The sequence below is a fragment of the Flavobacterium ichthyis genome, assembly GCF_009915155.1.
Classification (GTDB): domain Bacteria; phylum Bacteroidota; class Bacteroidia; order Flavobacteriales; family Flavobacteriaceae; genus Flavobacterium; species Flavobacterium ichthyis.
Genome location: NZ_JAABLM010000017.1, coordinates 23576 through 45129, shown reverse-complemented (window position 1 = coordinate 45129; position 21554 = coordinate 23576). Strand labels below are relative to the sequence as shown.

General features: G+C 35.5%; 17 protein-coding genes. 12 read left to right on the top strand and 5 right to left on the bottom strand.

All coding sequences use genetic code 11. The annotated features are described in order from the left end of the window. Positions 1-164 precede the first annotated feature (164 nt). Together GV828_RS12085 and GV828_RS12080 are read right to left on the bottom strand one after the other, a co-directional pair. Entirely contained in the window at positions 165-1367 is a 1203-nt protein-coding gene (locus tag GV828_RS12085; RefSeq protein ID WP_166537758.1) for a hypothetical protein, read from the bottom strand. Positions 1368-1508: 141 nt separating this feature from the next. Beyond that, positions 1509-4247 (bottom strand): TonB-dependent receptor, encoded by a 2739-nt coding sequence (locus GV828_RS12080; RefSeq protein ID WP_166537757.1) that lies wholly within the window; start codon positions 4245-4247, stop codon positions 1509-1511. Positions 4248-4432: 185 nt separating this feature from the next. Here GV828_RS12080 and GV828_RS12075 point away from each other — a divergent pair, with 185 nt between their 5' ends. Then, positions 4433-5116 (top strand): response regulator transcription factor, encoded by a 684-nt coding sequence (locus GV828_RS12075; RefSeq protein ID WP_166537756.1) that lies wholly within the window; start codon positions 4433-4435, stop codon positions 5114-5116. Continuing rightward, positions 5117-6160, top strand: a complete 1044-nt coding sequence (locus GV828_RS12070) for a sensor histidine kinase (protein ID WP_166537755.1) — start codon at positions 5117-5119, stop codon at positions 6158-6160. Here GV828_RS12070 and GV828_RS12065 read toward each other — a convergent pair. Beyond that, a complete protein-coding gene (locus GV828_RS12065; RefSeq protein WP_208103195.1) occupies positions 6134-7198 on the bottom strand; it encodes a glycosyltransferase in 1065 nt (354 codons plus the stop codon). The two genes, GV828_RS12070 and GV828_RS12065, sit on opposite strands and share 27 nt — an antisense overlap. A gap of 317 nt (positions 7199-7515) precedes the next feature. Between GV828_RS12065 and trmB the strand changes: the two genes are divergently transcribed. Genes trmB through GV828_RS12050 form a run of 3 tightly spaced genes read left to right on the top strand, consistent with a single transcriptional unit; the run spans position 7516 to position 9166 of the window. Continuing rightward, positions 7516-8190, top strand: a complete 675-nt coding sequence (gene trmB, locus GV828_RS12060) for a tRNA (guanosine(46)-N7)-methyltransferase TrmB (protein ID WP_166537754.1) — start codon at positions 7516-7518, stop codon at positions 8188-8190. A gap of 13 nt (positions 8191-8203) precedes the next feature. Then, positions 8204-8821, top strand: a complete 618-nt coding sequence (locus GV828_RS12055; RefSeq protein WP_235935466.1) for a LysE family transporter — start codon at positions 8204-8206, stop codon at positions 8819-8821. Positions 8822-8830: 9 nt separating this feature from the next. Further along, positions 8831-9166 (top strand): MGMT family protein, encoded by a 336-nt coding sequence (locus tag GV828_RS12050; protein ID WP_166537752.1) that lies wholly within the window; start codon positions 8831-8833, stop codon positions 9164-9166. Here the strand turns inward: GV828_RS12050 and GV828_RS12045 are convergent. Together GV828_RS12045 and GV828_RS12040 are read right to left on the bottom strand one after the other, a co-directional pair. Then, complete coding sequence (locus tag GV828_RS12045; protein WP_166537751.1) at positions 9155-10480, bottom strand: sensor histidine kinase; 1326 nt, start codon at positions 10478-10480, stop codon at positions 9155-9157. The genes GV828_RS12050 and GV828_RS12045 overlap by 12 nt on opposite strands. A 2-nt stretch (positions 10481-10482) precedes the next feature. Further along, on the bottom strand, positions 10483-11829 hold the full coding sequence (locus GV828_RS12040; protein WP_166537750.1) for a sigma-54-dependent transcriptional regulator: 1347 nt from the start codon (positions 11827-11829) through the stop codon (positions 10483-10485). A 143-nt stretch (positions 11830-11972) separates the two neighbouring features. Between GV828_RS12040 and GV828_RS12035 the strand changes: the two genes are divergently transcribed. Genes GV828_RS12035 through GV828_RS12005 form a run of 7 tightly spaced genes read left to right on the top strand, consistent with a single transcriptional unit; the run spans position 11973 to position 21446 of the window. Further along, complete coding sequence (locus GV828_RS12035; protein ID WP_166537749.1) at positions 11973-13211, top strand: efflux RND transporter periplasmic adaptor subunit; 1239 nt, start codon at positions 11973-11975, stop codon at positions 13209-13211. Between the two features lies 1 nt (position 13212). Beyond that, positions 13213-13656 carry a hypothetical protein gene (locus tag GV828_RS12030; RefSeq protein ID WP_166537748.1) on the top strand — a complete coding sequence of 148 codons (444 nt, stop codon included), beginning with the start codon at positions 13213-13215 and terminating at the stop codon, positions 13654-13656. Between the two features lie 33 nt (positions 13657-13689). Continuing rightward, the gene (locus tag GV828_RS12025; RefSeq protein WP_166537747.1) at positions 13690-14397 is read left to right on the top strand and encodes an ABC transporter ATP-binding protein; all 708 of its coding nucleotides are present in this window, start codon (positions 13690-13692) and stop codon (positions 14395-14397) included. Positions 14398-14401: 4 nt separating this feature from the next. Then, complete coding sequence (locus GV828_RS12020) at positions 14402-16834, top strand: ABC transporter permease (RefSeq protein ID WP_166537746.1); 2433 nt, start codon at positions 14402-14404, stop codon at positions 16832-16834. 22 nt (positions 16835-16856) lie between these two features. Beyond that, positions 16857-17654 carry a head GIN domain-containing protein gene (locus GV828_RS12015; protein ID WP_166537745.1) on the top strand — a complete coding sequence of 266 codons (798 nt, stop codon included), beginning with the start codon at positions 16857-16859 and terminating at the stop codon, positions 17652-17654. A gap of 51 nt (positions 17655-17705) precedes the next feature. Next, complete coding sequence (locus GV828_RS12010) at positions 17706-20120, top strand: ABC transporter permease (protein WP_166537744.1); 2415 nt, start codon at positions 17706-17708, stop codon at positions 20118-20120. A gap of 27 nt (positions 20121-20147) precedes the next feature. Then, positions 20148-21446 carry a TolC family protein gene (locus tag GV828_RS12005; RefSeq protein ID WP_166537743.1) on the top strand — a complete coding sequence of 433 codons (1299 nt, stop codon included), beginning with the start codon at positions 20148-20150 and terminating at the stop codon, positions 21444-21446. Positions 21447-21554: the final 108 nt, after the last annotated feature.

Genomic DNA, 21554 nt, shown 5'->3' with positions numbered 1-21554 from the left:
ATACAAAACAGAATAATGTTTCTCTAAAACTAACTTAACACATTCTAATTTAAATGCGTAATCATACTTAACTTTTCTTTCCATAAAAAATGCCCCAAATAGTGTCTAACTTTTTGGGGCATGTTCATTAATCGAAGGCATTTTTATTTGGCTTTTATAGGTTATTATGGATTTACTGTCCATCCTGCAGCCCAAGTAGGCACTCCAGAGCCGTTTCCCGCTCCAGTTGCGGTATTGTCTTCTGTGTAAACTCCAGATACATCAACCGTGTTTGCAACTGGCGTAGTACTATCTGTACCTTTAGATTTTGTGGTTACATCCTCAAATCTAACTTTTGTTGCTAATAAATCAACTCCAACATATGATAATGTTTCATTGTGTTGTACATCAAATCCGGTTTTGAATCCTTTTAATACTACGTTGTCAAATTTTCCTTTGGTACCCACTCTTAATTTCATCGCTTGAGATTCTGCACTAGTATCAGATCCTGAACCCATTCCTACCAAAGTAAGGTTTTTAATTATTGGGAATGAAATTGGAGAAGCCAAGTGATTGTTAGAATTGTTGTCTGCTTCAATTCCTCTGTTTCCAGCGTTTGTTCTTACGCCATACCAGTTTTCACCGTTACCATTCCAGCCTTCAGTCCAGTCAAATAAATCATCACCTACGTTAGTAGCATTTTTGTTGGTAACCACTAAATATTTAGCGTCAACAGTTCCACCAAACCATTCGAAACCATCATCAGATCCCTCGTAAACTTGAACATATTCGACTTTAGTACCTTTACCTACACCAAAAAATGAAACACCGTTAAATTCTTTGTCAGAATTGTAAGAATAACCAGAATATTCGATTCTTAAATATCTAATTGAACCTGAATTATCCATGACATCCGTACCACCGTAAGTTAAGTCAGAAACTTCTGCCGAAGCTGTTGCGCCTTTGTTAATTGGAGCCCTTCCGCAAATTACTAAACCTCCCCAAGCTGACGGACGTTCCTCTTCAGCAGTCATTACAACTGGGTTTGTAGCCGTACCTTGAACGTCGATTTTTCCACCTTGAGCAACAGCGATGTATCGAACTTCTTCAAACTGGTTAGGTTGCAATTGGGTGGCTTCGATTTTAACTCCTGGACGGATAATTAATGTAGCGTTGTTACCTACGATTAATTTTCCAGTTAATTTATAAGTTCCTGATTCGAGAATAACTTCTCCATCGTTAATAGTTCCTGTAAGATTATTTCTATCTACCACAAATGTAGAATCTCCTCCATTATTGTTATTGCTGTCATCGCTTGAGCAAGATGTTGTTAAAGTAGCAAGCGATAAAACTGCTAAACCGAAAATTTTTGAAACTGTTTTTTTCATTATTTAATTAATTAGTTATGTTTTGACAAAAGTGAGAACAATGGCGGAAATAAAAGTTAAGCGGGTGTAATGAGTTTGTTATTAGTTTTTTAGTTGATTGTTAATTTAACGATAAGTCATTTGCATTAAATTAATGTTGAATTAAAACTGATAATTCACTCCAATAGCAAATGAAACCCCCCGTTTGTAGGTCAATACGGGAATGTCAGCATCGGCATTTTCCTGAACTCTTTTGAAAGTAGGGTTTAATAAATTTCTGGCACCCAAATCAATCCCGAAGTTTTCGCTCAATTTCGTTTTTACAATTAAGTCTAATGAACCAATGGCTTTGTCCACCAAGTTTCCTTTTTGTTCAATTCCCAAAGCGTATAACTTATCAGAATTGTAGGTGTAGGCCAAAGTCGTCATGATATTTCTGTCGTTAGAAAAATCTTTTGCGTAAGTCAAATCAGCATTAAAAACAAGGTCAGAAGCACCTGTAAAACTCGATGTATTATCTGTTGGGTTGATGTTTAATCTTCCGTTAGTTTCAGTTCTAATTTTTTCAGGGTCGATGTCTTGATGCGTTTTCATTACCGAAGCATTAATCCCGAAAGAAAGTCGGTTCGTTAAATCTCCATCTAAGTCAAAAATATTTTTTCTGGCTTCAACTTCTGCTCCAAATACATACCCTTGATCACCAATGTTTACCCATGAAATATCGTTAGTAGACGATGCCAAGTTCACTTCGTTTATGGGATCCATGATTAATTTTCCAAAAATAGTTGCCGAGAAAATTTCATCTTTTTTCGGGAACATTTCCCACTTGATATCTACGTTGTAGTCTTGCGAAGGATACAAATCAGGATTTCCAATTTTAGTTTCCAATACATCTTCGTAAATAAACAAAGCTCTCTCTTTAAACTGTGGCAAAGTGTAGGTTTTACTGGCTGCAAAACGTAAATTTTGAGTGTCGTTTAATTCGTATTTCATAATTAAACTTGGCAAAAATTCATTTCTGTCAAAGCTATTTGTTCCGCCACCAGCATCAAGTTGTGTTCTCCAGTTTACAATTTGTTCTACTTTTTCAAAACGCAAGCCCACGACAGTTGATAATTTTTCCGAAATTTTATATTCCAAAGTTCCAAATCCAGCGTGAATGTTTTGTTCTCCGTCATAAGTTTGCGGCGTCATTCCTGCAAAAGAACTGGTGGTAAATAATCCAGAACTGAAATTTTGTTGGTTAAAAAACGCGTCTAAATTATTTGGATTTACGGGCGTGTTTTGAGCTGTTTGACTCAAATTGAAGTTAAACTGAATGGCTTCGAAATCTCTTTTTTTGAATCTTCCATTATAACCTAAACTTATTTTTCCACGCGAATTTCCCATTGCATTTTGTGGCAATTTGTAGCTCAAAATTAAATTGGCTGCAATTTCATCTTCCACTAAATTTTGAAAATATCTCTGATTATCAGTTGGTGTTCTTTGTGCCAAAATACTTTCGCCCGAAATATTATTTCTAAATGATTTATTTTGTACACGATCTGGCATATCGCCTTCTACTTTATTATATGAAACACCCCAGTCTGCTTCAATTTTGTCAGTTAATTTATGGTTACCCAAAAGTTGGTTGATCATCAAGGTGTTTTGAATGAAAGTGCCACGTTGCACAAAAAGATTAGCATCATCATTTTCAAAATCACGGTCGAAACCAAAATAAGTTTCACGACTTTGATCAGAAGAATTTACAAATAAAAAGTTGTAACCAATTTTATGGGCATTATTAATTCTGTAATTGGCATTAAACATTCCCGTAGCATTGGTTTTGTAAGAATATTGGGCTTGCTCAAAATCTTTCATTGGAGCACCCTGAGCATTTACAGTTCTACCAATTCCATCACGGTATTCGTAACCCGAATCAAATCCTGCCGTGGCAAAAAGACTCAATCTTCCGTCTTCGCCAATGTCAAAAGTTTTTCCGGCTTTTAAACCAATGTTTCCGCCAAAAGGTTTTTCTTTTACAGGATTTAAGCTGTTTTCAAAAGTATAAGCGGTTAAAGGATTGGCAGGAACTCCGTACGACACAAATCCGGTTTTGTTAGGACCTTGTTGTAAATAAAAATCACCAGCTTTTGCTAAAGCATTAGAGTTGGCTCTTGATCCAATTGAAATTTCTAACATGCCGTTTCCACGGTAATCTTTAGAAACAATATCTACATTTCCGCCAGCAAAATCACCAAAAAGTCTTGGAGAATATACTTTGTCAATCGAAATATATTCTACAATATCAGTGGTAAATAGATCTAAAGCCACATTTTTATTTTGCGGATCGTTTGATGGAATTGGCAAACCGTTCATTGAAGTCGAATTATATCGGTCGCCCAATCCACGAACGTAAACATTGTTACTTCCTTCTTGTTTAGAAACGCCTGAAGTTTTGGCAACAGCCGTAGCCACATCACCAATTCCCTTTCTCGACAATTCTTGTGCACCAATATTTTGCTTGATTTCAATAGATTTTTGTTGTTCCATCAATAAAGCCGTTTCTTTTTGACGACTTTGAATCGATTCAATCACCACTTCTTCTACAGTAACACTTCCAGAACCTAAACTTTTATTTATAACTAAATTTTGTCCGGCCGTAATCGTAATTTTTTCTTCTTCTGATTCATATCCCAAAAAAGAAAAAACGAGCGTAAAATTCCCGGGAGTAATTTCAAGCTCGTATTTTCCATCTAAATCTGTTTGTACCGAAGTGGTAGTTCCTTTAATAGTAATGGTGGCAAAGGGGAGGGTTTCGTTGTTGAGGTCTTTATCGGTAATTAGTCCCGAAACTGTAGCTTTTTGGGCAAATCCGGCTATACAAAACAGCAAAGCAACGATTAATAATTTAATTTTCATTATGTTGTTCTTTTAAATTTGGTGCAAATAAACAGCCGAAATGTAAAGGTGGTGTTAGCCACGAGTTACCTTTAAGTTTCACTTTCTTTAATAAATTGTTATGATATTAAATTACGGTTAACAGAGTTAAAACCTTTTGTTTTATATTTACATTTACAACCGGAAACCGACTAATTCCTCAAATCATGAAAAAGAAAGACATTAAAATTTTACTGGTAGATGATGAGCCGGACATCATAGAAATCGTAGGCTATAATCTTTCGCAAGAAGGTTACCAAATCATTACAGCAAACAATGGCAAAGAAGCTATTGCTAAAGCAAAAAAAGAACTGCCTCATCTTATAATAATGGATGTGATGATGCCAGAAATGGATGGCATGGAAGCTTGCGAAAACATCAGAAAAATGCCCGAATTAAATAATGTAATTATCACTTTTTTAACCGCCAGAAACGAAGATTATTCTCAAGTAGCTGGTTTTGACGCTGGCGCTGATGATTATATTGCCAAACCAATCAAGCCAAAATTATTGGTAAGCAAAGTCAAGGCATTACTTCGCAGGTTGAAAAAAGAAGAGCAAAATTCCGAAACTTTAAACGTAGGTGGAATTGAAATTAACCGCGAAGAATATAAAATTATTCAAGACGGCAACGAAATTATTTTGCCCAGAAAAGAATTTGAACTTTTTTACCTTTTAGCGTCTAAACCTGGAAAAGTTTTTAAAAGAGAAGAAATTTTGGACAAAGTTTGGGGCAACGAAGTAATTGTTGGCGGAAGAACCATTGATGTTCACATCCGAAAATTACGCGAAAAAATTGGTGAAGATTTATTCAAAACCATCAAAGGAGTTGGCTACAAATTAGAAGTATAAATGGCTATCAACTTCAAAAAAACATACCGCTTTGCGGTGAAATCGTCGTTATACATTACGCTTTTCGCAACTGGAATGGCGGCAATCTTAACGACATTTTTTTTTGAGTTCTCTTGGCAATTCTGTCTTGCTTTTGGATTTACCATTTTAATTTTTTCGTTCTTCGTACTGCAATACCGCGTGGAAAGATTTATTTATCGAAGGGTGAAAAAAATCTATGACGATGTTTCCCTACTAGAATCAACCAACTTTAGGTCACAACCCATCACAACGGATATGGCAACGTTGACCAAACAGGTGAAAAAATTTGCCACCGATAAAAAACTCGAAATCGAAACTTTAAAAGTCCGTGAAGAATACCGTCGTGAATTTATTGGCAATGTTTCACATGAATTGAAAACGCCACTTTTTACCGTTCAAGGTTATCTTTCAACCTTGTTAGATGGCGGAATGAAAGACAAAACCATCCGCAAAAAATATTTAGAACGCGCCGAAAAAGGTGTGGAAAGGCTCATCGTCATCGTTCAGGATTTAGATATGATTACCAAGTTAGAAGCTGGAGAACTGCATTTGGTTAACAGCCGTTTTGATATTTTAGAAGTAATTCAAAATGTTTTCGATTTACTCGAAATGAAAGCTTCTGAAAAAAATATCATGCTCATGTTCGATCAAAAATACGTGAAACCCGTTTTTGTATATGGCGATAAGGAAAAAATTCAGCAGGTGGTGACTAACCTGGTCATGAATTCCATCAAGTACGGAAAAGAAGACGGAACCACTGAAATTAGCGTGGAAGATCTGGTTAACAACAAAATTATCGTTCGCATCATGGACAACGGTGGCGGAATCGAAAAACAACACATTCCACGTTTGTTCGAAAGATTTTACCGCGTAAACAAAAGCGGCTCTCGAGATGAAGGCGGTTCCGGTTTAGGCTTGTCAATCGTAAAGCATATTATCGAAGCCCACGATGAAAAAATTTATGTGGAAAGTAACCCCGGAAAAGGTTCGGAGTTTTCATTTACCTTGGAAAAGACCAAATAATTTATTCCAGGTAATGACGCAACTCAAGTTTTTTAAACCCTTGTAAAGCGCCACTTCTTCTAAATTTTCAATCTTAAAATTATTTTGCTTAGCATAAGGAACTAACAATTCGCGCTTTAATTTTTTTGCCAAATATACTTGTTCATATTGTCCCGGAGTGGGGATAAAAAAAGCTTTTTTACCTAACTGTGCCAAATCCATGATAGTTGTGTAACCTGATCGACAAAGCACCATTTCGCTTTGATTGAAGGCGTTTTCAAGCTGTTCTGTATTCATATAGTTGTAAAAAGTAACATTATCTTTTATTTCAAAAATTTGTTTGGATTCGATTTTTCCTTTCACAAATAAAATTTTTCCAGGATAACGCTGGATTTCGATAAGTAATTTTTCCTCTAGTAGGGTTCGCTGAGGTTCCGGACCCGAAAGTATAACCATCAATTGGTACTTTATTTGCAGATTTTTTTTGTGCAAACGGCTCAACGGTCCAATATATTTAACGTTGAAAACTGGTTTGTCCAAATGGCCTAATTTTCCCGAAAGATTAGGCTTGGTTTCCACATCTGGAATCCAGCATTCGGTGAATTTTTTGATGATTTTTTGGTGGACCAAACTCGTAAAAGCCGTAGTATTTCCAGTTAGTACATTCAGTTGATGTGTGATAAAAACCGAAGGTATTTTTTTAGAAAAAACACCCAAGCGATTGTCAGAAATAATACCCGAAAGTTCGTGTTTTTTGATGAGTTTGGTGGTTGTTTTTTTTTCTCGAATGGTTGCCAAAATCATTTTGGGCATATTCACAATCATTTTCCATTTAAAAAACACACCCTTTTTAGCGTATTGAATTTTATACGAAGGCAAAACTTCGGTTGGAACGTTTGGAAATTCTTTTTGAAGCATTCGCAACGCTTCGCCATCGGAAGCAATGATGGGATTAAAACCATTGTCTTGAAGCGCTTGAATGATTGGGATACAACGAGTGGCGTGACCTAATCCCCAGTTTAACGGTGCAACTAAAATATTTTTTTTTAAGTTTTTCAAAATGGTGGATGGCTTTAAAAATTAAATGTAATCAATTCTGGTTCTTTAAATCGTAGAATATTGCTTTTTTGTTAAGTTTTGGATTTTTTTCCAGATGACTCCAAATACAAAACCCACTTTTTCCAATAGCCCCGACGGAACGGAAATCCTTTTACCACGCGCTTTTTGCGTGGGAAAAGATTGGAGGGAAGGCGGGAATTGCCTTTGCCTGCAATGCCCGAACCTTTCGCTCCTCATTTAAAAGAACATGATCGAAAGATAAAAGTATTTCTCAATCTATATATTTCCTTAATTTTACCAAAATTTTAAATTTAGCCGTGGGAAGTAAAAATAAACTCAAGCGTTTTAAGGAAAACGCCACTTTTGACAATGTTTTTCAGCCAACTCGTGAAGAAGTGGTGGGAAATGAATTTGCGTTGAAAGGTAATTGGAACAAAGATTTTTTTAAAAATAATCAACCCATTGTGGTGGAATTAGGATGTGGGAAAGGGGAATATTCGGTAGGTTTGGCCGAACGTTTTCCGGACAAAAATTTTATTGGTATTGATATCAAAGGAGCGCGTTTTTGGCGTGGTGCGAAAACGGCTGTGGAAAATAATTATACCAATGTGGCTTTTGTGAGAACGCAAATTGAGTTGATTAACCATATTTTTGGCGAAAAAGAGGTGGACGAAATTTGGATTACTTTTCCGGATCCGCAAATTAAATATAAGCGTACCAAACACCGTATGACAAACTCGGATTTTTTACAACTTTATAAAAAAATTCTCAAACCGGATGGGATTGTGAACCTGAAAACAGATAGCGAATTTATGCATGGTTACACGCTTGGTTTGCTACATGGCGAAGGTCACGAGGTGTTGTATGCCAATCACAATGTTTACCATAACGAAGGAAGTCCGGAGGTGGTAACCAGCATTCAAACTTTTTATGAAAAACAGTATTTAGAAAAAGATAAAGCCATAACTTATATTAAATTTAAAATTAAGTAATATGGTGTTTGTGATGGCTTTTTTGTGGGGTGTTTTGTTCTCCAGTATCGGAATTGCACTTCCCGGCCTGATCAACATGACGGCTGCGAAAACCAGTGTTCGGGATGGGAAAACTCGGGCTTTGGTTTTTACCGCTGGAGCTTTGGTAATTATTTTTATTCAGGCTTACATTGCGGTTGCATTTGCAAAACTCATCAACAGCAAGCCCGATTTAATTATGATGTTGCAAGAAATTGGGCTTGTTTTATTTTCTTTATTGACGATTTACTTTTTTTTCATCGCCAAAAAACCAAAACTTAAAAGCGAAGAAGAGCCGAAGGTTCGTACTAAAGTGGGACGATTTTTCTTAGGAATGTTGCTCTCGGCTTTAAACTTTTTCCCAATTCCATATTTTGTGTTTGTCAGTGTGAGTTTGGCGAATAACAAGCATATTATTTTTGCTCCATTGAACAATTTTTTATTCGTAATAGGAGTAACCGTGGGATCATTTGCGGTTTTTTACCTTTATATTATTTTCTTCAAAAAAATTGAACATAAAACCGAATGGATGATGCGAAACCTCAATTATTTTTTAGGAACGATTACGGGAATTGTAGCTTTAGTCAATTTGATTAAAATTTTCCGCAATTAACTTTTGCTGATGAAAGAAGAAAATTTTTTCGAGCGCGTGTACGAAGTTGTGGTGCAAATTCCCTTCGGAAGAGCCACGAGTTACGGCGCCATTGCCAACTATTTAGGTTCTCGAGGTTCTGCCAGAATGGTAGGTTGGGCCATGAATGCTTCGAAAAAAACTGAAATTCCGGCACATCGTGTGGTCAATCGAAACGGAATGTTATCTGGCAAACATCACTTTGACGGCACCAATTTAATGCAACAACTGCTGGAAAACGAAGGGATTTTGGTGCAAAATAATCAGATTGTAAATTTCGCCGAAATTTTTTGGGATCCATCGAAATACTTGCCTTTAGTGAAGTAATGAAATAGTAAAAACCGTTTTCCCTTCTTCAAATTTACATTGAAGATAACCGCCGTGAGCTTCCACAATATTTTTAGATAAAGTAAGCCCAATTCCCGCGCCATCTTTTCGGGTGGTAAAAAACGGAAGAAAAATTTTATCCTGTATTTCTTTTTCAATTCCGTTTCCAAAATCCGTAATCGAAATCAAAACCCGATTGTTTTTAAGTTCAGCATTTACCACAATTTTTTTGTTTTCACTGCCTTGCAAAGCATAAATACTATTGGTAAAAAGATTGATAAATACTTGCTCCATCTGGGTTTCGTCCGCAAAAATATACAGTTTAAAATCAAGTTTGTTTTCTACCACAATATGTTCTGCGGCAAACGAAGTTTCCATTAATTTCAACGAAGAATTGATGAGGGAATTCATCTCAATTCGTTTTTTTTCGGGGTTGGGCAACATCGCCAGTTTTCGGTAACTTTCTACAAAATTTTGTAAATGATTGCTTCGCTTGATGATGGTTTCTACGCTTTCTCGAATGTCACTCAGGTCGTCTGGTTGTAAATTTTCCTGTTGAACTAACTCGTGTAAATTTTGCGTAAGCGAACGAATTGGCGTGATAGAATTTAATAATTCGTGCGAAATTACTTTCATTAAATTTACCCAAGCTTCTTTTTCTTTTTTCTCAATTACCTTTTGAATCGAATCTACCATGATCACGTAGTATTCTTTTTGATAAGCCGTGGTTGTTGAGGCCTGTAACATATAGTTTTGGGCTTCTTGATGGTCAAACTTTATCTGAACCGTGGTTTTTATTTCGCCAAAATCTAAGCCTTCAATTTTTTCGCAAAAAGCTGGAAATTGTTTCTGCAAATAATGCCAGCGCGATACTTTTGGCACTTGAAAATGCTCCGAAAAATAATCGTTCATCAAAAATACTTTCCAATCGTCTTGGTCTTTTTGAAGAATCAAAACTCCGGTTTCAATGTTGTTTAAAATGGAACGGTAAATGAGATCGCGCGACACCTGGTCGTGCTGTTTTTCTTTTAATCGATTGTAAAGTGTGAACAATAACCGATAATTTCCGGACTGTGATTTTTGATTGAAATCTGCCGTGAAATCATTGTTTAAAATGGCATTAATGGTTTTTTCGTAGAAATAAAATGTATTGTTAATTTTTGAAAATAAAGCAATTAGCAATAAAATTGTGAGTAACGCAAAAAATAAAGCCGTATAAATTAAGTTATTGAAAAATGCAATTCCAGAAATGGAAATAGCAGCGAGAACGGCTACAATTTGCAAAAAAATATTTTGATAAATACTCAGTTTCATGATTAATTTTTAAGGTCAAATTTTTCCATTCTGCGGTACAAAGCCGCACGAGAAAGTCCTAATTCTTCTGCGGATTTGCTGATGTTAAAATGGTGTTTCTGCAATATTTTTTCTATGGCAATTTTTTCCATTGCCAGTAATTGACCTTCTATTTCTGTGTCTTCTCGGGTTATTTTTAAGTCTAAATCTTCAGCTTCAATCTGGTTTTCGGCTAAAATTACGGCGCGTTCAATTTTATTTTCCATTTCGCGAATGTTACCTTTCCAAGGATATTGTTGCATTAGTGGCAAACATTCTGCAGCAAATTTTAGTTCAGTCCTTTCATATTTCTGAACCATTTTTTGTAGTAAAAATTTCGCCATTGGCAAAATATCCTCTTTTCGTTCTGCAAGCGAAGGCAACTTAATTTCCAAGGTATTAATCCTGTAAAATAAATCTTCTCTGAAATTTTTTCGCGAAATTTCATCAGTTAAGACAGCGTTAGTTGCGGTAATGATCCTTACGTTTATTGGTCGTGGTTTTGTTTCTCCTAATCTTATAACTGATTTATTTTGAATAACTTGTAATAATTTTGATTGCAAATGAAAAGGTACGTTTCCTATTTCGTCTAAAAAAATGGTGCCGTTATTGGCAGCTTCAAATCTTCCAGCGGTATCAGTTTTGGCATCGGTAAAAGCACCTTTTGCATAACCAAAGAGTTCACTTTCAAATAAATTTTCACTCAACGAACCCAAATCTACGTGAACAAATGCTGCTTTTTTTCGGTTGGATTTTTCGTGGATGAATTGTGCCAATATTGATTTTCCGGTTCCATTTTCGCCTAAAATTAAAACATTTGCATCAGTTTTTGCCACTTTTTCTGCTAAACTAAATGCTTTTTGAATACTCGAAGATTCGCCAATAAAAATTTGATTTTCCGAAAAATTCTCAGCGTGGATTTTTTGTTTTTTCTCCAATTTTCTTGCAGCTTCAACCGCTGATTTTACAACGTTTATCAGCTTTTCGTTATCCCAAGGTTTTAAAATATAATCGAAAGCGCCTGATTTTAAACCTTCAACCGCAGTTTCCACTTTGCCAAAAGCCGTCATTAAAATTACAACAGTCGAAGGCGAAAAAGTTTTGATTTCCTTCAGTAAATAAATGCCTTCACGACCATCTTCAAAACCAATTCTGTAATTCATGTCGAGTAACACCACATCAATTTTATTTTCCGACAAAATTTCTAACGCTTTTCTCGGATGATTAAGGGTAAAAATGTGTTCGAAATGTTTTTTCAAAATCATTTTCGAGGCAAAAAGAATATCTTCCTGATCGTCAATGATTAAAATGTGGGCATTGGTCTTTTTCATGATTGTTCGCTTTCGGACAAAAAGTGTTCATTTTCGGACAGTTGTAATTTTTGTTAAAAACCATAAGATGCTATAAATCAGTTTATTAAATTTTTTAAAGCTTTGGCACAAAAATTCGTATTATTCTTACAAAGATTTATAAAATGGACACAGTTGTTCCTCGTAAAAGTAGAAAAAATAAATATTTATTGATTGGCATTCCAGTTTTTTTGCTTTTCGGCTATTTCGTTTTTAGCTCGATTACCAAAAAAAGAAGTTTGACGGTAAAACGCGAAGAAATTTCAATTAAAACAGTGGAAAATAATTATTTTGAAGATTTTATTGTGTTTCAAGCGAAAGTGGAACCGTTAAATTCAATGCTGTTGAACGTGGTTGAAGGCGGGTCAATTCAGGAAATTTTTGTAGGGAATGGTGATTTTGTACAAAAAGACCAACCCTTAGCAAGGCTTTACAATCCAAATACCGAATTAAGTTACATGAATCAGGAAACCGCGATGATTGAGCAAATCAACAATTTGAATAAATCAAAACTCGATTTGCGAACGCAGGAATTGAATTTAGCGAAAGATTTGGTGGCAATTGAACACGATTATACTGATGCTAAAAATTTGTATGATTTAAATGAAAAATTGTTTAAAGAGGAAATTTTGAGTAAAAATGAGTGGGAAAAAACCAAGGAAAATTTCCGCTTTCAAAAAGAACGAAAAAATATCATTCAGCAAAGTATTCAAAAGGAAAAACAAGCCAACCAAATTTTGATTTCGCAAATCAATCAATCGCAAGGAATTATGCAGAAAAGTTTGGAAATTTTACGTAGTAACAAAAAAAATTTCCTTGTGGTTGCACCTCTTTCCGGGCGTTTGTCTTCTTTTGAACCTGTGTTAGGAAAAAATTATACGGCAGGAGAAAGCATCGGAAAAATTGATGTAATGAAAGGTTATAAACTACTCGCCAATGTGGATGAGTTTTATTTAGAAAAAATTTCGGTGGGACAAAAAGGTGTAATCGAGCATCAAGGAAAATCAGTAGAGGTGGAAGTGCAAAAAGTAATTCCGGAAGTGAAAGAAGGTCGTTTTTTAGTAGAACTGAATTTCCTCGAAAATAAAGATCTCGATTTGAGACAAGGTTTGAGTTTTGGCGTTCGACTGATTTTATCCGGGAAGAAAAAAACCACCGTTTTATCGAAAGGTAGTTTTTACGAAACCACTTCAGGGAAATGGATTTTTGTGGTAAAAGACAATGTTGCCGAACGCAGAAATATAAAAATCGGGAATGAAAATCCTTTGTATTATGAAATTTTGGAAGGACTAAAACCTGGTGAAAAAGTCATCACATCAAACTATAAAGATTACGAAAAAATAGAACAAATCAATTTAGAATAAAATGAAAAAAATAATCGCAATTACAACATTGTTGTTCACCTTTTTTACTGTTTCGGCACAAAAAATTAAGGATCATCAAAATGCTCATCTCCAGAGTAATGGCACTCATTTTTCTCAAACGGTTACGGATAAATCTTGGGCAAATAAAAACGGAAATTCTTACACTACAGCGTCATTTTTTGATTATTCAGGCGAAAGTTTTGCTGTTTTAATGCCAACGGAAAATATCGACACACATTTTGCCATCAATATCCAACTGAAAAAAGGCGAAATTGAAGTCATTTTGGAAGATGTGGAAACCAAGGGAAATCTTTACCAGAAAAAATTTGGCGAAAGCCAAAAAGACATGGTCATTATTTCTTTAGAAAAAAATAAAACCTATCATCTAAAATTCGTTGGCAAAAGCGCAAAAGGCTCGTATTTTAGCCAATGGACGGAACAATAATTAGCAATCAATCATCAAAAAACGAATAATATCATGATCAAAATTGAAAATTTAAGCAAAATTTTTAGAGCGGAAGAAGTAGAGACCAAAGCATTAAACGAAGTTTCGCTTACGGTAAATGAAGGCGAATTTGTGACGATTATGGGAGCTTCGGGTTGTGGAAAATCAACTTTGCTTAACATCGTTGGGCTTTTAGACGATACTAATGGCGGAAGTTACCAGCTTTTAAATCAGGAAACTACAAAGTTAAGCGAGAAAGAAAAATCGAAATTGCGTAAGCAAAATATCGGCTTTGTGTTTCAAAATTTTAATTTAATCGATGAACTTTCGGTGTATGATAACATCGAATTACCGCTGATTTACAACAAAGTTTCGGCAAGCGAACGCAAGAAAAAAGTAGAAGCCATCGCCGAACGTTTGGCCATTTCACACAGGTTGAAACATTTTCCGCAGCAACTTTCGGGAGGTCAACAACAGCGTGTTGCCGTGGCAAGAGCCTTGATTAACGACCCAAAAATAATCCTTGCCGATGAACCTACTGGAAATCTTGACAGTAAAAACGGAAACGATGTGATGGAATTGTTGACGGATTTGCACGCCAATGGAGCCACAATTTTAATGGTAACACATTCTGATTACGATGCTTCATTTTCGCAAAAAACTATTTTTATGAAAGATGGAATGATTCTTTCGGAAAAAATGAATAGCCGAAATGTAGATGTGTTAATTTCAAATTCATAGCACCATGATAAAAAATTGGGCAAGGCTTTTTATTCACCACTTTAAAAATCACAAGATTTTCGCCATACTGAATATTTTGGGTTTGGGAATTGGGATTGCCGGAATCATTTTTGCCATTTTGTACTGGAATGACGAACATTCCTACGAGAGTTGGAATCCTGATAAAGATAAGGTGTACGTTTCGGTTTCGACCATTGCTGATGAATTTGTTTGGGCTTCGAACGTATCTGGTTTTGTGCCATATTTTGAGAAAAATTTCCCGGAGATTGAGTCGTATTGCTATTTTGAAAATTGGTATGATGAAAATGTGTTGCAAAGCGGTAATAAAAGGACTATTGCCAAAGTAATTGCGGCTCAAAAAGATTTTTTCGAGATGTTTCCGTTTCCGTTTACACACGGAAATTCGAAAACGGCTTTGCAAGACGAAAATAGTGTGGCGCTTCGGGAAGACTTGGCAAAAGCTTTTTTTGGCGAGAAAAATCCTTTAGGTAAAACAATTCTTTTTAGAGATAAAAATTACTTGATAAGAGGTGTTTACAAAATTCCGGGCAATACTATGTTAAAACCACAAGTGGTAATTAATAACATGGAAAAACGCCTTACCGATGACGTCAATAATTGGGGGAATTTTAATTATGGATTGCTGATTAAATTAAAAAATACGGAGCAAAAACAAGCAGTTGAACAAAAAATGACACAAATTGTTTTTGAAAACCGCGACGTAAAACGCGCCAAAGCCGAAGGTGTTTCGATTGAAGAATGGAAAAAAAGAAAGGAAAATCAATTTTCGATTAAGCTACAACCATTGTCGCAATTAAGGTTAGATTCTTCCGTGGAAGCCTTGCCGGAACACGCCGGAAATTATCAGTTTTTGATGATTATGGTAGGAATTTCGGTGCTGATTTTAATTTTGTCGATTGTAAATTACATCAATCTTGCTACCGCAAATGCAGTAAAACGCGCTAAAGAAGTTGGCGTTCGCAAAATTTTTGGCGCTACAAAATCCAACATCGTTTCACAGTTTTTATTTGAAACGGCGATTATTACAGGTATTGCCATATTTTTTGCTTTATTGTTAGTAGAATTGACTTTGCCATACTACAATGATTTTTTAGGCAAAAATTTAGTGATTGAAGGTAGTCAGTTTTATGGGCAATTGGTATTAATTTTCGTGGTGGTTATTGTTTTAGCAGGAATGCTACCGGCGATTTATGTGGCTAATTTTCAAACGATAAAAGTTTTAAAAGGAAATTATTCGCGAAGCAAAAAGGGTACTTTCACCCGAAACTTCATGCTCGTTTTGCAGTTTGCCATCGCCACATTTTTTATGGTAGGTTCTTATATTGTGTACCAGCAAATTGATTTTGTGATGAAAAAAGATTTGGGTTTTAATGGTGAGCAAATTTTGCAAATTGTGTACAACAATAATTATGACTACTTGATTGACCCTGATTTTGAAAAAACCGTAGCCCAAAAATATTTTAGTACCAAAGAACAATTGTTGCAAATTGACGGTGTGAAAACCGTTTCGGCAGGTTCTTTTTCCTTTGGAAACAATGTTGGAGCTTCCTCGAGTTTTGAGTATGGCGTTCATTCTGTGCAAAGCAAAAATATGCTGATTGATTTTGGCATGCTCGAAATGATGAAAATAAAAATAAAAGAAGGCAGGTATTTTTCGTCACAATTTGCGTTAGATACCGTTTCAAGTGTGATACTCAATGAAACCGCGGTGAGGTTGATGAAGGAAAAAAATCCTATTGGAAAAGAAATTCGTTGGAACGACAAAATGTTGAAAATTGTGGGTGTTGTCAAAGATTTTCACATCAATGGACCTCAAGAGGAAATTCCGCCGATGACCTTTTTTCATCCCAAAACGATTCCCTGGATGATTCTCAATGCCAATACCATTTATTTAGAGGTAGAAGCGGGAAAAATCGAAGAAGTTTTGGCAAAAACCGAAACTTTGTGGAAAACCAAAGTAGATCCCGAATTTCCGTTTCAATATGATTTTGCCGATAAAAGTTTTGCCAGGTCTTATCAAAATTATGTGTACCAACGCAATTTGTTTTCCCTCTTAAACATCGTTGTAATTCTGATTGCGTTGTTCGGTTTATTTGCCATTTCTTCGTACTCAATTCAAAGACGAATGAAGGAAATCGCCATCCGGAAAACACTTGGAGCGGAAACCAAATCGCTGTTGCAAAATCTTTCCAAACAATACATTTGGTTTTGCGTAACTGGTTTTATCATCGCCGTAATTCCGGTGTATATTTTGCTCAACAAATGGCTTGAAAATTTTGTGTACCGCATTGAAATTTCTGTTGTACCGTTTGTATTAGGTTTTTTAATTTTGATGATTGCCACGCTTTTTGTGGTATTGTCAAATGCGTTTAATGCTACCAAAGTCAATGTTTTACAATATCTTAAATACGAATAATAATCCCGCAAAATTAAATATCATGATCCGATTTATTTTTTACACCCTCATCTTAATCACAGCAACAATCGCTACTGCGCAAGTTTCTGAAAACCGTACCGTTGGAAATTTTTCTAAAATAAAAGTGTCACAAGGAATTGAACTTTTTTACACGCCAAGTGCTACGCAAAGCATCAAGGTGGAAACGGATGACAATGAAAAATTGAAAATGATTAAAACTGAAATGGAAGGCAATACACTTAAAGTATTTATCGATGCCAATAGTGTTCAAATTGGTAGCGATGATAAAAAACGCAAACGAAGAAATAGAAATTGGAACAATAACGTCAATTTCAAAGTTTTAAAAGTTTGGGTTTCCGCACCAAATGTAGATGGTTTTAAAGCCAGTTCCTCAGGATCAATAAAAGTAGAAAAGCCGGTTTCTGCCAATGAATTTTCTATTGATGCGTCATCAAGCGGAAGTATTTCTGGAAATTTTTCTAGCAAAGTAATTCACGTTGATATTTCGTCAAGTGCTGATGCGAATTTGCAGGTGGATACCGAAAAAATAAATATTCAAGCCAGCAGTTCTGCCGATGCTGATATTTCCGGAAAAGCGACAGAATTGTATGTAAAAGCCAGCAGTTCTGCAGATGTTAATGCCGATAATTTGCAAGTGCAAAATGCCAAAATTGAAGCCAGTAGTTCTGCAGACGTGGATGTTTTTGTAACAGAAAATCTCGATGCAAAAGCGTCTTCAAGTGCTTCAGTTGATTACAAAGGAAATCCAAAACAAGTGAATGCTGAAAAAAGTTCTTCGGGTTCGGTTACAAAAAAATAAAAAAAGCCTCATCAGCTAAATAAAGTTTCAATCATCAAATCAAAAAATCAAATGTTTAAAAACTGGCTAAAAATTTATTTGCACCAAATTAAAACCAACAAGCTGTTTACGGCTCTGAATGTCTTAGGTTTGAGTTTGGGAATATCAGGTGTGATTTTCGGAATTTTGTACTGGAATGACGAACACGAATACAACGCGTGGAATCCCGAAAAAGACCACGTTTTTCAGGTAGTAAACGAAGTTTCTCCGGGAATGTTTTGGAATACCAATGTTGCCGCATTAGATTGGCATTTGGGAAGTTTCAAAGAATTAGAAAGTCATTGCTACACCCGAAATTATTATTTTAATGAAGTTATAAAGTACAATGGCAAAAAAGCGCAACTAGCCATTTTAGACGCACAAAATACTTTTTTCAGGTATTTTCCATTCGAATTTACGCAAGGAAGTCGCGAAAATGCGCTACAAGACAAAACGTCAATTGCATTGTCACAAGAAGCTGCTGCGCAACTTTTTGGCAAAGAAAATCCCATTGGCAAAACAGTTGAATATTCCGGAAGAAAATTAGTGGTAAAAGGTGTCTATAAAATTCCATCGAAATCATCTTATGCTCCAGAAGTAGTGACCAATTTAATTGATGAATTCATCAAAAAAGAAGGTCCAGATAACTGGGGAAATTACAGTTACGGTTTACTGGTGAAATTAAAGAATCCCAATCAGGCGGATTTGGTGAAACAAAAAATCAGCAATCTTTTTTTTGAAAATAGCATCAAAGTTTGGGCAAAAGAAGAAGGACTTTCGCCAGAAAATTATATTAAAAAGTACGGCAGGATTACTCCGATTTTAGAACCTTTGGCAACCGCCAGATTACATTCGGTAACCAACGGTTATCCGGAAGGCAGAGGAAATTACCAATTTCTTTTAATCATGATGGGATTGAGTATTTTAATTTTGGTTTTATCGATTGTTAATTATGTTAATCTTGCCACAGCCAATGCGGTAAAACGTGCAAAAGAAGTTGGAGTTAGAAAAATTTTAGGCGCTTCGAAGAAAAATATTGTGTATCAATTTATCTTCGAAACTGTTATGACTACTTTGTTTGCCATTTTGTTAGCCTTGTTAATTGTAGAGCTTTCACTTCCGTATTACAATGATTTCCTCAATAAAAAATTAGTTTTATTTGGCAGTGAATTTTTCATTCAATTAATCATCATTTTTATTATTGTGGTGATTGTTTCGGGAATTTTTCCAGCAATGTACGTATCTAATTTTGAATCGTTGAAAGTTTTAAAAGGCAATTTCGGAAGAAGCAAAAGCGGAATTTGGCTTAGAAATTCGATGTTGGTTTTGCAGTTTGCCATCGCCACGTTTTTTATTGTGGGTTCGTACATTGTATTTGAACAAGTCGATTTTTTAACCAAAAAAGATTTAGGTTTTCAAGGCGAACAAGTATTGAATATTTTTTATAGAAAGCCCGATGAGAGTTCCGCTGACATCATTTATTCCCGCTATCATACCATCAAGCAAGAAATGCAGAAAATTAAAGGGGTTCAATCTGTTTCCGCGGGTGCTTTTAGTATCGGGAATGGTTCAGGTTCGTCATCAAGTTTTAGGTACAAAGAAATCAATATTCAAGGGCAAAATATGGCGATGGATTTTGAAATGCCGGAAGTTTTGGGAATAAAACTGGCTTCGGGGAGGTTTTTGTCAGAAAAATTTGCTTCGGATACCCTCAATTCCATGATGATCAACGAAACTGCGGCCAAAATGATGGGTGAAAAAAATCCGGTGGGAAAAGAGGTAGATTGGAACGAAAACAAACTCAAAATTGTAGGTGTTGTTAAAGATTTTCACATGTATGGTCCGCAAGCCGAAATCCCGCCAATGGTATTTTTTCATTTTAAAACCATCGATTGGATGTCATATAATCTAAATTCAATTTATGTAAAAATCGATACTGAAAATATGCCGGAAACCATCGCCAACATTGAAGATTTTTGGGGTGAAAAAGTCGATCCGGAATATCCTTTGCAATACGATTTTGTCGATAAAAGTTTCGCCAGAACTTACGAAAGTTATGTCAAACAGCGCAATTTGTTCAGCTTGCTGAACTTCGTGGTCATTTTAATCGCACTTTTTGGACTGTTCGCTTTGGCGTCCTATTCCATTCAAAGAAAAATGAAAGACATTGCAATTAGAAAAACTTTAGGAGCCGAAACCAAAACGTTGCTCAAAGAACTTTCGGTACAATACATCGTGTTTTGCGTGATTGGATTTATCCTTGCCGTCGTCCCTATTTATGTTTTGCTAAGTAAATGGTTAGAAAATTTCGCTTACAGAATCGAGATTTCTGTAATTCCATTTATTGTTGGTTTTTTAGGATTAATGTTGTTAACGCTAATCGTGGTACTTTCCAGAGCGTTTCAAGCCACTAAAGTTCAGGTGTTAAAATATCTCAAATACGAGTAATTTTTTACAAAAATCATTAGTTAAAAAATGTCACTTTCCATCAAAAAAATAATTTGCTGTTTGGTTACAGTTCAGAACTTTTTTGCAATTGGCCAGGAAAAAACCTGGTCATTGCAAGAATGTGTCAATGTTGCCATGCAAAATAGTTTAGAAATAAAAGCCGGTCAATTAGCCATCGAACAAGCCAAAAAAAATTATACACATCCCTTGCTGGAATTGGTTCCAAATGTGTCGCTTACCGGAAATCATAGCTATAATTTCGGTTCTACGATTGATCCTGCCACCAATAACCGTGTGAGTTCTGATATTCAATGGGATAATTTTTATTTAAATGGCAACAGCAATTTACTCGATTTTTCATCATTGGCATTGGCCAAAAGAAACAAACTGGCGATTGATTTGGCGAAAGCCGATAAAGCCGTGATCGAAAACGACTATAAAATGCAGGTTTTGCAAAAATATTTCGACGCGCTTTTTTCGCAGGAATTGGTGAAAATCCAAAAAGAACAATTGCAAAATTCTACCTTTAATTTGCAAAGAATTGAAAAAGAAGTACAAATTGGTAACAAAGCCCAAAGCGATTTGTACGACATTCAGTTTAGTTTTTCCCAAGATCAAAAACGTCTTTTAGAAGCCGAACAATTATTTGAAACTCTAAAAAAAGAATTGTTTCAGTTGATGAATCGAAATGATGAGGTGGCAAAAATTCAGTTGCAAATGGAGATTGCTCCAGTTGAAGTAGTTCCGGTTTCGGAAAATCCAAAAATTGAAGTAGCGAATCTTACCTTTGAAATGGCAAAAAAAGAATGGGCTGTGGAACGTGGTTTTAATTTGCCGTCGCTTCGCGGATTTTACGGTTGGTCCACCTTTTATTCCACGCCAATTAACCAGCCGAATATCAATATACCTAGTTTCAATCAACAATTTACCGATAATAAAAACCAACAGGTTGGGTTGCAGCTCGACATCCCAGTATTTACAGGATTTAGAAAAAATAGACAAATTGCTGCCGCCAAAATTAACACAGAACGTTTAAAAGTACTTTCGGAAAACGAAAAAATAAAAGTGGCGCGAACCATTGAAATTGAAAAATTAAAAAAACAACAATACGAACAATTAGTACCAAGCATTGAAAACACGCTCAAATATGCACAAGAATCTTTTAGAACTTCGCAGTCAAAATTCAGCAGCGGATTGATAGAAGCCGTGGTTTTTATTGCGGTAAAAAATCAACTGCTTTCTTCACAATACGATGCTTTGAAAAATAACCTTCAAATTCAGTTGACCACATTTAAAATCAATTTAATTTCAGCCAACCAACTTTAAAAATTTGCATTCCTAGAAAACTATCGGGTCATAAACTTTTTCAATCTATTAACTTTACTTTATTAAGTTTTCATACTATCTTTGCAATTTAAAATCAGTCTAATTTAA

Bases quoted from the DNA above. Each gene is read 5' to 3' on its own strand.
- GV828_RS12085 (WP_166537758.1), bottom strand. From the start codon at position 1,367: ATGAAAAAAACAGTTTCAAAAATTTTCGGTTTAGCAGTTTTATCGCTT.
- GV828_RS12080 (WP_166537757.1), bottom strand. From the start codon at position 4,247: ATGAAAATTAAATTATTAATCGTTGCTTTGCTGTTTTGTATAGCCGGA.
- GV828_RS12075 (WP_166537756.1), top strand. From the start codon at position 4,433: ATGAAAAAGAAAGACATTAAAATTTTACTGGTAGATGATGAGCCGGAC.
- GV828_RS12070 (WP_166537755.1), top strand. From the start codon at position 5,117: ATGGCTATCAACTTCAAAAAAACATACCGCTTTGCGGTGAAATCGTCG.
- GV828_RS12055 (WP_235935466.1), top strand. From the start codon at position 8,204: ATGGCTTTTTTGTGGGGTGTTTTGTTCTCCAGTATCGGAATTGCACTT.
- GV828_RS12050 (WP_166537752.1), top strand. From the start codon at position 8,831: ATGAAAGAAGAAAATTTTTTCGAGCGCGTGTACGAAGTTGTGGTGCAA.
- GV828_RS12045 (WP_166537751.1), bottom strand. From the start codon at position 10,480: ATGAAACTGAGTATTTATCAAAATATTTTTTTGCAAATTGTAGCCGTT.
- GV828_RS12040 (WP_166537750.1), bottom strand. From the start codon at position 11,829: ATGAAAAAGACCAATGCCCACATTTTAATCATTGACGATCAGGAAGAT.
- GV828_RS12035 (WP_166537749.1), top strand. From the start codon at position 11,973: ATGGACACAGTTGTTCCTCGTAAAAGTAGAAAAAATAAATATTTATTG.
- GV828_RS12030 (WP_166537748.1), top strand. From the start codon at position 13,213: ATGAAAAAAATAATCGCAATTACAACATTGTTGTTCACCTTTTTTACT.
- GV828_RS12025 (WP_166537747.1), top strand. From the start codon at position 13,690: ATGATCAAAATTGAAAATTTAAGCAAAATTTTTAGAGCGGAAGAAGTA.
- GV828_RS12020 (WP_166537746.1), top strand. From the start codon at position 14,402: ATGATAAAAAATTGGGCAAGGCTTTTTATTCACCACTTTAAAAATCAC.
- GV828_RS12015 (WP_166537745.1), top strand. From the start codon at position 16,857: ATGATCCGATTTATTTTTTACACCCTCATCTTAATCACAGCAACAATC.
- GV828_RS12010 (WP_166537744.1), top strand. From the start codon at position 17,706: ATGTTTAAAAACTGGCTAAAAATTTATTTGCACCAAATTAAAACCAAC.
- GV828_RS12005 (WP_166537743.1), top strand. From the start codon at position 20,148: ATGTCACTTTCCATCAAAAAAATAATTTGCTGTTTGGTTACAGTTCAG.